Origin of the sequence: Acinetobacter sp. CIP 51.11, assembly GCF_000369665.1 — a bacterium.
GTDB classification, from domain to species: domain Bacteria; phylum Pseudomonadota; class Gammaproteobacteria; order Pseudomonadales; family Moraxellaceae; genus Acinetobacter; species Acinetobacter lwoffii_S.
This window is the reverse complement of sequence record NZ_KB850128.1, coordinates 624,298-636,429: the sequence shown is the minus strand read 5'-3', so window position 1 is coordinate 636,429 and position 12,132 is coordinate 624,298. Positions and strand designations below refer to the sequence as shown.

The 12,132-nt window shown below is 44.7% G+C and carries 8 protein-coding genes; 5 read left to right on the top strand and 3 right to left on the bottom strand.

Features of this window, described 5'->3' with window-relative positions:
- Positions 1-184: 184 nt before the first annotated feature.
- A complete protein-coding gene (locus F894_RS03250) occupies positions 185-2,371 on the bottom strand; it encodes a carboxy terminal-processing peptidase (protein WP_005245962.1) in 2,187 nt (728 codons plus the stop codon).
- Positions 2,372-2,570: 199 nt separating this feature from the next.
- On the opposite strand from F894_RS03250, the gene nagZ reads away from it, so the two are divergent.
- Together nagZ and F894_RS03240 are read left to right on the top strand one after the other, a co-directional pair.
- The gene (gene nagZ, locus F894_RS03245; RefSeq protein WP_005245961.1) at positions 2,571-3,593 is read left to right on the top strand and encodes a beta-N-acetylhexosaminidase; all 1,023 of its coding nucleotides are present in this window, start codon (positions 2,571-2,573) and stop codon (positions 3,591-3,593) included.
- A 123-nt stretch (positions 3,594-3,716) separates the two neighbouring features.
- Positions 3,717-4,580, top strand: coding sequence for a class I SAM-dependent methyltransferase (locus tag F894_RS03240; RefSeq protein ID WP_005103190.1), 864 nt, complete (start codon positions 3,717-3,719; stop codon positions 4,578-4,580).
- Between the two features lie 28 nt (positions 4,581-4,608).
- Here the strand turns inward: F894_RS03240 and F894_RS03235 are convergent, their stop codons facing one another.
- On the bottom strand, positions 4,609-5,946 hold the full coding sequence (locus tag F894_RS03235) for an alpha/beta fold hydrolase (RefSeq protein ID WP_005245960.1): 1,338 nt from the start codon (positions 5,944-5,946) through the stop codon (positions 4,609-4,611).
- A gap of 322 nt (positions 5,947-6,268) precedes the next feature.
- On the opposite strand from F894_RS03235, the gene F894_RS03230 reads away from it, so the two are divergent.
- The 3 genes from F894_RS03230 (at position 6,269) to pta (ending at position 11,399) form a co-directional block, all read left to right on the top strand.
- The gene (locus F894_RS03230; protein ID WP_004278400.1) at positions 6,269-7,534 is read left to right on the top strand and encodes a glutamate-5-semialdehyde dehydrogenase; all 1,266 of its coding nucleotides are present in this window, start codon (positions 6,269-6,271) and stop codon (positions 7,532-7,534) included.
- Positions 7,535-7,985: 451 nt separating this feature from the next.
- Positions 7,986-9,206, top strand: a complete 1,221-nt coding sequence (locus F894_RS03225; RefSeq protein WP_004729551.1) for an acetate/propionate family kinase — start codon at positions 7,986-7,988, stop codon at positions 9,204-9,206.
- Between the two features lie 54 nt (positions 9,207-9,260).
- Positions 9,261-11,399: a phosphate acetyltransferase gene (pta, locus tag F894_RS03220; protein ID WP_005245959.1), complete on the top strand. Its 2,139-nt coding sequence runs from the start codon at positions 9,261-9,263 to the stop codon at positions 11,397-11,399.
- Positions 11,400-11,630: 231 nt separating this feature from the next.
- Here pta and F894_RS03215 read toward each other — a convergent pair whose 3' ends face one another.
- The gene (locus F894_RS03215) at positions 11,631-11,870 is read right to left on the bottom strand and encodes a DUF2171 domain-containing protein (RefSeq protein WP_004278404.1); all 240 of its coding nucleotides are present in this window, start codon (positions 11,868-11,870) and stop codon (positions 11,631-11,633) included.
- Positions 11,871-12,132: the final 262 nt, after the last annotated feature.

Here is a 12,132-nt window from a genome sequence, read left to right as displayed (position 1 = left end):
AAGCAAATATTTAGCTTCATTTTTTTAGCTCATTTATTCGATCACCATCACAATTTTTTTCTTTTTATTTAGACAGATGGCACTTCATAGCAAAATTTTATTTGTTCTTTCGTGCAGATTTGCAAAATAAAAAAATAGCCTGTCGAAACAGGCTATTTTTATCAACGACCAATGAGGCTAAAACTTAGGGTTTTGCTTGTAATTTGGCATAGTCCAGTAACACATTTGCCGCTTCAATCACAAACGCTTCTTCTTCAGGCAGAGCCGGACGTTCTTTGGCCTTCATCTTGGCACGTGTTTCAATCAAGGCATCCAGTGAAGCCTGATAACTTTCCCAGTTTGGATAAGGTTTCAGACCTGTTGCAGCACGGCGCGTGTTTTCTGCATCCAGCGTTTTTTGCTCCATGGCAATCAACTCAGCTTTACGCTGTTGCAAGTCCAGTACCTGACGTTTCTCTTCTTCGGCTTTCTTCATCACGGCTTTACGCTGTTCTAAATACTTGAACTGAGAATCCAGTGTGACCCGTTGCTGAGAAAGTTTAGCCAATTCAGGAACGTATTTCTGTACAGCCCCTTCACGTTTAAATGGTGCCGTTGGAATAGTATCCCACTGCAAGGCATTTTTAGCCTTACGCTCACCAAACTCTTCGTTATAAATATCGACCAGTTTAATGTCCGGAACAACCCCTTTATTCTGGGTACTACCACCGGTCACACGATAGAATTTACGCTGCGTCAGCGTCGCCTGACCATGCGCCAGACTATCCAGTTGCACCTGTGCTGTACCTTTACCGGTGGTGGTACTACCAATCACAATCCCGCGTTCATAATCCTGAATCGCAGCAGAGTAAATTTCACTGGCCGATGCAGAGGCCAGATTCACCATCACTGCCAATGGACCCGCATAAGTTTGTGCACCACCATCATCATCTTCAAAGACGCTGACATTACCATTGCCATCACGGATCTGCACCACTGGGCCAGACTTGATTACTTGCCCCAACATACGTGCCACTTCTTCCAGTGAACCGCCCGGGTTATTCCGCAAATCAACAATAATCCCGGCAACATTCTTCGCTGCCAACTCTTTCAAGGCTTTGTTGGTATCTTCGGATACCGAACGATAATCCGTACCGGCACGGCGTGCGCGATAGTTCAGGTAGAATGACGGAATTTCGATCACACCATATTGATATTTCTTGCCATCGCGCTGAATGTCGACCACACGTGTACGCACACCGGCATCTTCTTCCTGAATCACGTCACGGGTAATAGTCACATTACGGGCCTGCCCCATGGCAGCACCCGCACCGAGTAAGCGTAAAGTGACTTTCGTGCCACGTTTACCACGAATCAGACCGACAATTTCATTACTTGGCCAGCCAATGACATCGACCATCTGTTCGCCGTCTTGGGCCACACCAATGATACGATCCCCTGATTTGACCTGACCGGATTTGCTGGCCGGACCACCTTCAACGATGGTTTCAATTTTGGTGTAATCTTCATTGCCGCGTTCCGGGCGAATCGATACGCCGACGCCTTCCAGCTGTAAAGTCGTCTGACGATTCAGCTCCATCGCATCCACAGGCGGGAAGTAATTGCTATGTGGATCATAAGTCAGCATCATTGCATTCAGTGTCTTGTCGAGCACATCATCACTTTTGACGCGGCTGAGACGTTCCAGTTGACGGGTATAACGCTTGGTCAAGGTTTGCGCAGGCGTTAGATCTTCAGGACCAGTCAGGTCTTGTCCATTGGCCAATTCCGGATTGGCTTTCAGCGCTTTCTGCTTGGCCAATTCCTCTTCTTTACTGATGGTCAGATTGATCAGCTGAGACACCAGCATTTTTGACCAGTGCGCACGCTGTTCAGCCTCAGTTTTAAAGAATGGCGCTTTCTCACGATCCGTTTCGATATAAACATTTGGCTGATTCAGATTCTGCGGTTTTTTCAGCTCATTCAACATATAGGTGTAGAACTGGTGCAAGCGCTGTTGATATTGCGCATGCATTTCATAAGGACCAGACAAGTTGCCGGCTTTCAGATTGGCACCAAAATTGGCACCATAGCGTTTCTTATAGTTTTCAACTTCTGGGGCCAGAAACAGACTGTGTTCCGGATCAAGACTATCAATATAGAAATCAAAAATACGCTGCGAAGTCTGGGCATCCAGACGCATATTTAAATAATGCTGACGGTCAACCAGGGTTGCCAGCTGACGTGACACCAGCGCCTGCTCTTGAGATGGCTGAATTGCTTTACTGACCACTTCATTACTATTGGCCGCAATCGCATCATTCACTACATGGGTAAAAAAGAATCCACCTGTCGCAATCGCAACTGCGCAAGCTATAGTTTGAAATTTCATAAATAATTCGTACTTCCTTGGCCTAGAGACCAATGTGACCGTGTTGCTTTTCGACCAGAATTTAACGTATTCAGCATCTTAAACAACTTAATATGTTTATGTCGTGTAGTTTTATCATATTCTGTGCTGACAAAGTGTAGCAAATCATTGCAGAATTCAGGTATTGTTTTCTCCGAAAACTCTAAAACGGATTCCGCATATGATTGGCGCATTGATGCTCGACATCGCAGGCACAACCCTCACTCAAGAAGATATTGAACTATTAAGTGCGCCGCAAGTCGGTGGAGTGATTTTATTTGGTCGCAATATCGAATCTCCGGCGCAAGTCCGTGCTTTGACCGATCATATGCGTCAGGTGCGTCCTGATATTTTAATTGCGGTCGATCAGGAAGGTGGTCGTGTCCAGCGTTTAAGACAGGGCTTTACCCTGCTGCCTGCCATAGGAAAATTTGGCGAACTTTATACGAGCGATCCACAAAGCGCCCTAGAGCTGGCTGAAAAATGCGGCTGGCTGATGGCGACTGAAGTGCTGGCTGTCGGAATTGATTTCAGCTTTGCCCCAGTACTGGACTTGAATGACATCAGTGATGTGATCGGTGATCGTAGCTTTGCCCAAAATATCCAGGACATTATTCCACTCGCCAGCGCATTTCTAAAAGGTATGAAACGTGCCGGTATGGCTTCAACTGGTAAACATTTCCCCGGTCATGGCTCGGTCAAAGCGGACTCGCATGTTGCTGCAGCAATTGATACGCGCTCTTATACAGAGATTCAGCAAAAAGATATGCAAACATTTATCCAACTGCAATCACAACTGGATGCGCTGATGCCGGCTCATGTCATCTATAGCCAAGTTGATCTAAATCCAGCCGGATTCTCTGAATTCTGGATTCAGAAAGTTTTACGTCAGGAGCTTGGTTTTGACGGTGTCCTGTTCTCAGATGATTTAAGCATGCAGGCCGCCTGTGTCGCAGGCGGTGCCGATGCCCGAATTCAGGCCGCACTCAAAGCGGGTTGTGATATGGGGCTAGTCTGTAATGATCGTGCAGCACAATGTATTGCACTGGAAGGGATTGTTGATCTGCCCCTTCCGAACCAGCAACGTCTGGAACGTATGCGCGGCAACATCCCGAACATCCAGATTGGGTCAGAGCTTGATCTGGGAGAAGCATGGCGCAATATCCGTGATGAAATAGTGGCGTTCAAACAGCAGATGAGCTAAAGCTTTTTAATCCAGTCAACACAAAAAAAAGGAACACGACAAAGTGTTCCTTTTTAATTATAGTAATGAAAAGGTTACACAATTATTTAATCAATTTAAAAATAACAATAAGGTAAGAACGATATGACAGAAACACTTTCACAACATCGCCATATTTCATTTACTGCGCACTATACCGGCTATATCTGGTATCAAATGGGGATCTCGCATCCAGCCTTTGCGACCACTAAAGGTAAAATTCTGGCCAAACTGCTTCACCCACTTGAATCCTGGGCAGAACGCCATGTCGGCGGTAGCATGCGTACGACACTTAAGCAGCGTCATCAAATGATTGATGAGCATTTGTGTCAACTAATTGAGCAACATCCACAACTTCAGGTTCTTGAAATTGCCTGCGGACTATCTCCACGCAGCTGGAATTTCAGACAGAAATTTCCAGAGATTAATTATCGTGAACTGGATTTGCCTGATATGGCCAAGATCAAGACGCAGGCTTTACAGCAAATTGATCAGCATGCACCTGAAGTCCTGACTGCCGATATTTTTAGTGAAGAACTGGACTGTATTTTTCAGATGTTTGACCGCAACCAGCCCTTAGTGGTCATTAGTGAAGGACTGATTAATTATTTTGATCAGCAGATGTTACGCATTCTGATGCAGGGTATTACAGAAAATGCGCAGTATTTCCCGGCAGTTCACTATCTCAGCGATATTTACCCCGAACCGGTGAAAAATAAACTAGCGAACTTTATCTGGAGCAGTAGCCGTCTGCTTAAATTCATGTCTCGAAGTGCGTTTACCTTTCATTTTAAATCCCCTCAAGAACTACAGCACTTTTTTCAAGATGCAGGATTTGACCAGGTTGAGGTACAACAACCACAACGTTATTTTGCCGAGCCTCATCAGCCAAACCCGACTCATGAACAGGATGAACATTTAGGTGATCTGGTCTGGATGATTCATGCCGTGAAAAAAAACAGCGTTTAAGTACGCTGTTTTTTAATGCTGCTGTTTTTTAAATTGCTGCATCAAATACTTCAGTTTGTGACAGTACTTTTTGCATTTGTACAAAGCGTAATAAGCGTTCTGCGACTTCAAAACTGCCATGTTTGAATAAAGCACGCAGCTGAGTATCATCCTGTTCAAAGATCAGGCACTCAATCTGAAATTCCCCAACTTCATCTTCCAGATGCAAGGCCAGATCACGTGGATAAGCTGTTGCGCATACTGCCTGTTCTACATCTAACTCCAGCAATACCCCAAAGAAATTCATGTCCACGATCTCTGCTTTTAAAATGAGATCAGAATGACGATGACTGAGGAAACGCTGTGAATCTTGCACCTGAATCCGCTCTTCACCGCGACGTTCAAGCTGCTGTATCTGCTCAGGGCTAAACGGAATAATTCCCGGCAACTGATCGACCGGTTCATCACGTAAGAAGGTTGCAAACAGATGCATGGTTTCTTTACGACGTTGTAACTGCGGTACATGATCGGCGCCTGCAATTTGTACATACTGCATATTCGGACATTTCAGGGCAAAATTGGCATTCTCATGTGGCAAGGTAAAACTGTCATATTGCCCACATGCCACCAGCACTTTGCACTGTGGAATCGGCACATTGGTCAGACGCAATAAACGGTTGCAATTGATATCATAACGATCCTGTTCGGTGGCCGTAAATTCCGCCATCTGTTTAAAGAACAAACGCTTTGCAGTCGGTGACATCCGGGTTTCTGTTAAACGTGCATGATTCACCAGGTACAAAATGACGGCCTGACCAAATTCATCCATACGCTGTTCTTTCATTAGATGCAAAGACTCTTCCAGCAGCATCCGCCAGCTTTTACGGGTTTTCTGCATCACACCCATCAGGATCATCCGATCGACCAGTTCAGGACGCTGATCTGCCAAACAGGAAGCCACCACTGAACCCAAGGACATACCTAGAATTGCCACTTGCGGCAGCTGCATCTGTTCCAGCCAGCGCCCAAGCATCGCAGCAAGGTCTTCAAGCTCCAGTGTTCCGGCAGACAGCCCCGTATCGACATTACTAATCTGCTGGTTGGCCCCCATGGACGGTAGGTCAATCAGAATGATGGGACCTGCATCAAAAAGCTGTTCTACACAGTATTTGTAGGAATTAAAATTCTGGAAAGCTCCCCCAATAATCACCATGGGTCTTAAATGTAAGGTATCCGGACGGGCGATCGCCATATATTCGATTTTCCAGCCGTCCATCCAGGTAGTACGTGGCGGCTGCTTAAAACTGTGCTTATCATAAAGATCAAAAAAACCATCGTGGCTATGTTGTTCCAATACATGGGTGTCCATGTGGATAATGGAATTCATATTCCTTTTCCTCCGTCCTTGCCTTATTTTTATTGTGCAAGTCATGCTTAACAGATCTTATATTTCAGGCGCATTCCGGTGTGCCTGAACACGCATCCTGCTCTTTAATAATTATAAATGACATCAATGCCGCGTGTTTCATTCTATACAGAGCTGCTTTTCACAAGCAACCGCTTCAGTGACCACTTATCTACTTTTAAACAGAAAACAATTTCAAAATGTTTAGAAGTCTGCGAAAACGGATGATTTTTAATAGATGGGCTTCATTGTGCAGCAGCAGGCTGTTAATATCGAAATGAAATTTCTAAGTGATCAAACCGCTATGCAAGAGTCTATTGAACAATACATGCAAACGGTAGGACAGCAGGCACGCCAAGCGTCTCGCATTTTGGCTCGCGCGTCCACCCAAACTAAAAATAATGCGTTATCCGCTATTTATACGGCTTTGGAAAATAGCCAAGCTGCTATTTTGGTTGCTAACCAGAAAGATATGACTAAGGCGCATAATAACAATCTGGACCCTGCCCTGCTTGATCGCTTAGAACTCAACCCCGCGCGCTTTAAAGGTATGTTACAGGGCCTGAAAGATGTCATTGGCCTGAAAGATCCGATTGGTGAAATTAGTGATATGGCTTATCGCCCATCCGGGATTCAACTGGGCAAGATGCGTGTGCCTTTGGGTGTGGTCGGCATGATCTACGAGTCACGTCCTAACGTCACGTTGGAGGCGGCATCACTCGCGCTCAAATCAGGCAATGCCATTATTTTACGGGGCGGCTCAGAAGCTCTGGAATCGAATCAGGCAATTGCAGTTGCGATTCAGCATGGCCTGAAAGTCGCAGGCTTGCCTGAGGCTGCCGTACAAGTGGTAAACACGACTGACCGCGCTGCTGTTGGCCAGTTGATCACCATGACCGAATATGTGGATGTGATTGTGCCTCGTGGCGGCAAGAGCCTGATCGAACGAATTACCGAGGAAGCACGCGTACCGGTCATTAAACATTTAGATGGCAACTGTCATGTGTATGTGGAAGCTCAAGCGGACTTGTTGAAAGCATTGCCGATTGCGCTCAATGCCAAAACCCATCGCTATGGCGTATGTAATGCCATGGAAACCCTATTGGTCGATGAAAAAGTCGCTGAAGAATTCTTGCCACGCATCGCAGAGCTTTACCAAGAGAAAAAAGTTGAACTGCGTGGTTGCCGGGAAACCCAGCGTATTCTTGGAGATGCAGTTATTACGGCCACTGAAGAAGACTGGTATACCGAGTATCTGGGTCCTATTCTGGCGATCAAAGTCGTTTCTGGTATAGAAGAAGCCATTGAGCACATTAACAAATATGGCTCGCATCATACCGATTCCATTATTACTGAAAACTACAGTCTGGCTCGCGAATTTCTAGCGGGTGTAGATTCAAGTTCGGTCATGATCAATGCCTCTACCCGTTTTGCAGATGGTTTTGAATATGGCTTAGGCGCAGAAATCGGGATTTCGACCGATAAAATCCATGCTCGTGGCCCAGTCGGACTTGAAGGCCTAACTTCACAGAAATGGATTGTCTTTGGTGATGGTCAGATTCGTCAATAAGTATTCAGATCGCTCATTTAAAACAGCCTCATTTATGAGGCTGTTTTTTTATGGACAGAAAAATTGACACTGAAATAGATGAATTAGAACCTTCCGGTCATTTTATTGATGAATCTCTTTATAGAATTGTATGTAAAAACAATATTTGCCTTTTCAGGCGCTAAACTAAAGAATTAATCTGTTCTAAAATTAAATTTAAGCAGAGTTTAGTATTCTTATTGATTATATTTTCAGCATCATTTTATTTATAAATGAAAAATATGAACTGATAAATTTTAGTTATTATTGTTAAATCGGTCGATAATGCTTAAGTCTAATCTGCTAAAGTCTATCTAGGACAGAAAAAAAACAAATGTTAAAACATATTCATTGATCTGGATTGCTGCTTCATTGCCCGCAATTGGGTCAAGCAAATGGACGAGAATTTTAATTAAAAATTGGGTAATCAATCGTGTCTAAATCAGTATTAGTTATTAATTGTGGCTCTTCTTCAATCAAGTTTGCATTACTTCTTGAGGAGCAGAATTTCCGTATTCATGGTTTAGCTGAGAACTTAGGCACAGAGAATGCTCGCATTAAAGGTGTGACAGTTGGCAATGAGCCGGTCGATATCCACATTCCATTTGCTGACCACAAAAAAGCACTCGAAGTCGGTCTGGAACGTCTAGCCAACTACCGTCCGGATGCGATCGGTCACCGTGTGGTACATGGGGGCAGCCTGACCAAGGCTGAACTGATCAATGACGAAATTATTGAAAAAATTCGTGAAGCAACACCGCTTGCGCCATTACACAATCCGGCTCATCTGATTGGCATTGAAGCTACCAAACGTTTATTCCCGGAATTACCACAGGTGGCGGTATTTGATACTGCCTTCCACCAAACCATGCCAGCGCATGCTTATCGTTATGCCCTGCCGAAATTTTTATATACCGCCCATGGTGTGCGTCGCTATGGTTTCCACGGGACTAGTCATGCCTATGTTTCAGAGCGCGGTTCTGAACTGGCAGGCAGTTTCAAACAAGGTGGCTGGTTAACCGCGCATTTAGGTAATGGTAGCTCGACCTGTGCCGTTTGGAATGGGAAAAGTGTAGATACCTCAATGGGCTTAACCCCGCTTGAAGGCATTGTTATGGGCACACGCAGTGGCGATGTCGACCCAAGCCTGCATAGCTTCCTGGCGAAAAACCTGGGTTGGGATATTTATAAAATTGACAAGATGCTGAATAGCCAAAGTGGTCTTTTGGGCTTGTCTGACCTGTCCAATGACATGCGTACCCTGATTGAAGCTTCAGAACAAGGCAATGAAGATGCCGCACTGGCGATTGAAGTATTCTGCTACCGTTTAGCTAAGTCTCTGGCAGCGTTGAGCTGTGGTCTGCCACGTCTTAATGGTCTGTTTTTCACTGGTGGCATTGGCGAAAACTCTGCATATATCCGTGAAAAGACCATGACTTACCTGCCTCATTTTGGTTTCAATCTGGATAAAAACGCCAACAATGAATTGAAACGCGGTACCGAAGGCCGAATCGATTCAGGCACAGGCCCACAAATCTGGGTAGTGCCAACAGATGAAGAAGGCCGTATCGCACAAGAAGTTCAAAGTGTTGTTGAACTTGAAGTGGAGCGCAATACTGCAAAAAAGTCTAAAGCTGAGGTAACGCCTGCATAAGCAGGCTTAGCCACTTTTTAACTGATTTTTATTATTCTGCGACTGACATAACTTATGAAAACAATTTTATTGGTTCCCACTGGGGAAGGCGTAGGCTTAACTTCTGCATGTTTGGGCCTGATTTATGCACTGGAATGCCAAGGGGTAAAAGCTGGTTTCCTGAAACCTTTTGCTCAGGAATTGAATGAAATCGAAGACCGCACCACGGCTTTGTATCGTCATATTTCTCAAAGTGAAACTGTTGAACCCATCCGTTATAGCAAAGTCTTGCAGCAGATCAATCTGGGTGAACAGGATGAATTGCTTGAAGAAGCGGTACGTCTGCATCGTCAAATCGCCAAACAGCATGACCTGATTATTGTCGAAGGTCTGCTGCCAAATACTCAGGACAGTTTTGCCGATGATTTGAATGCTTCACTGGCACAAGCTCTTGATGCCAAAGTTATTGTGGTCAGCAATGCCAATATTCAGCAGCCAAGCCAAACCGCAGACAAAGTTGAACATCAGCTGCGTAATTTTGGTGGCGCTAGCTCTACCCGTCTGGCAGGTATCATGTTAATGCGCACCAAAGGCCTGCCTGAAGAATCTGCGCAGATTCCTGTCACGCTGAATCCGGATTTACGCCTTAAAGCTGAAACCGCCGAATTTATTACAGCTATTCAGCAGACGCATCCGCATATTGGTTCTGAAAAATTGCCAGTGATTGGCTTGGTGCCTTTCAGTAAAACCTTAAGTGTGCCACGCATGTCTGATCTGGCTGCCCATATTTCTGCTTACTGGATTAATGAAGGCGAAGCCAAACAGCGCCGTGTGCAACACAATAGTCTGATTTCAGCCAATATTGAACATGAACTACATAAGTTTGTAGCTGGCGAATTAATTATTAGTGCCTCTGACCGGATTGATGTATTACTGGCAAGTAGTCTGGCCAGCAGTAATGGGATTCCTTTGGCCGGTCTGGTGCTGACTGAACATCAACAGCCAAATGATCATGTACTGGAATTCTGCCAGGCTGCCATCAAGCAAGGTTTACCGATTTTACATACACCACTCAGCACGTTTGAAACCGCACAAAAACTGGCAAATCTCAGCAATGAAATTCCAGTGGATGATACCGAACGTGCAGATCAGGTGACACGTTTTGTTTCAAGCCATATCAATCCGGAATGGCTGAATCAAATGTTGAATGGTTCTTATAAGCCACGTCTGTCACCTTCCGCTTTCCGTCATGAACTGGTACAGAAATCGATTGCTGCGAGAAAACGTATTGTACTGCCAGAGGGTGATGAACCGCGTACCGTACAGGCTGCGGCCATTTGTCAGGCGCGTGGTATTGCACAGTGTATTTTGCTGGCCAAGCCTGAAGCTGTGCTAGAAGTAGCCAAAGCTCGCGGTATTGAATTGCCTGAAGATCTGGAAATTCTTGATCCGGATCTGGTGCGTGAAAACTACATCGACAAGATGGTGGAGCTGCGTAAAGGCAAGCTCAACGAACTGCAAGCCCGTGAACAACTGCAAGATACAGTAGTACTTGGCACCATGATGCTGGCGCTGGATCAGGTTGACGGTTTGGTGTCGGGTGCAGTGCATACCACCGCAAATACGGTACGCCCTGCTTTCCAGCTGATCAAGACTGCTCCGGATTACTCACTGGTATCTTCCGTATTCTTTATGCTGTTGCCAGATGAAGTCTATGTGTATGGTGACTGTGCGATCAATCCGGACCCTGATGCAGAACAGCTGGCCGAAATTGCAATCCAGTCCGCCGATTCTGCCAAAGCCTTTGGTATAGATCCACGCATTGCCATGATTTCCTATTCGACAGGAACTTCGGGTACTGGCGCTGATGTGGAAAAAGTCGCGGAAGCTACACGCATTGCCAAAGAACGTCGTCCTGACCTGTTGATTGATGGGCCATTACAATATGATGCAGCATCGGTGGAAAGCGTGGGGCGTCAAAAGGCACCTGATTCACAAGTGGCTGGACGTGCCAATGTATTTATTTTCCCGGATCTGAATACCGGTAACACGACCTATAAAGCGGTACAACGTGCTGCCAATGTAGTCAGTGTTGGACCAATGCTGCAAGGCTTGAATAAGCCGGTCAATGACCTGTCGCGTGGTGCCTTGGTCGATGACATCGTGTTTACCATTGCCTTAACCGCGATTCAGGCCGAGCAGCAAGAAGCTTAATACTTCTTGAATTTAAGTTTTCCAAACCATCTGATTGAAAAATCAGGTGGTTTTTTTATAAAAAAACACTCATAGCTTCAATAAATTCAGCACGCGATCATTATCTCGTTTTAATAAACAATAAAAATGCCAGTCTTTCGAACTGGCATTTTCAACGATTATCCATAAAGTCTGTGACATAAAAAATTAAGCTGAGGCAGCCCTGTTTTTCAGTCCACTGACTTTAGTTTTTTATAAGGTGGTCCACTCTTTATGCACGTCTTCCGCCGTTTTATTGAGCACCACGCTATTGTCTTTGATTTCACTTACCCAACTCAAGGGAATTAGATGATGCTCATTATTTTCATCATCACTTCTTGTTAATTTAATTGAATCCTGACCTTCTAAATGGTCTACTTTCCCGACTTGAGTACCACATGAAGCAATGACTGAAGCATGTTCTTTAATATCACTTGCATTAAAATTGTTCATTCTACTTGCCTGTTTCTAGAAGTTGAGAGAAACAGTCTAAGCAATAAAAAATGCCGCATGTGTAAGGGTTTTCAGGCTTTGAGTTTTTCTGGGTTAAAAATGTAAATGGTCAACATGGCTTGAGTAAGCTATAGGAGAGATACTTTTTAAATTTGAGTTTTCAAATATTTTTATAACTAGATTTGAAGATTTGAAGATTTGAAGATTTGAAGATTTGAAGATTTGAAGATTTGAAGATTTGAAGATTTGAAGATTTGAAGAT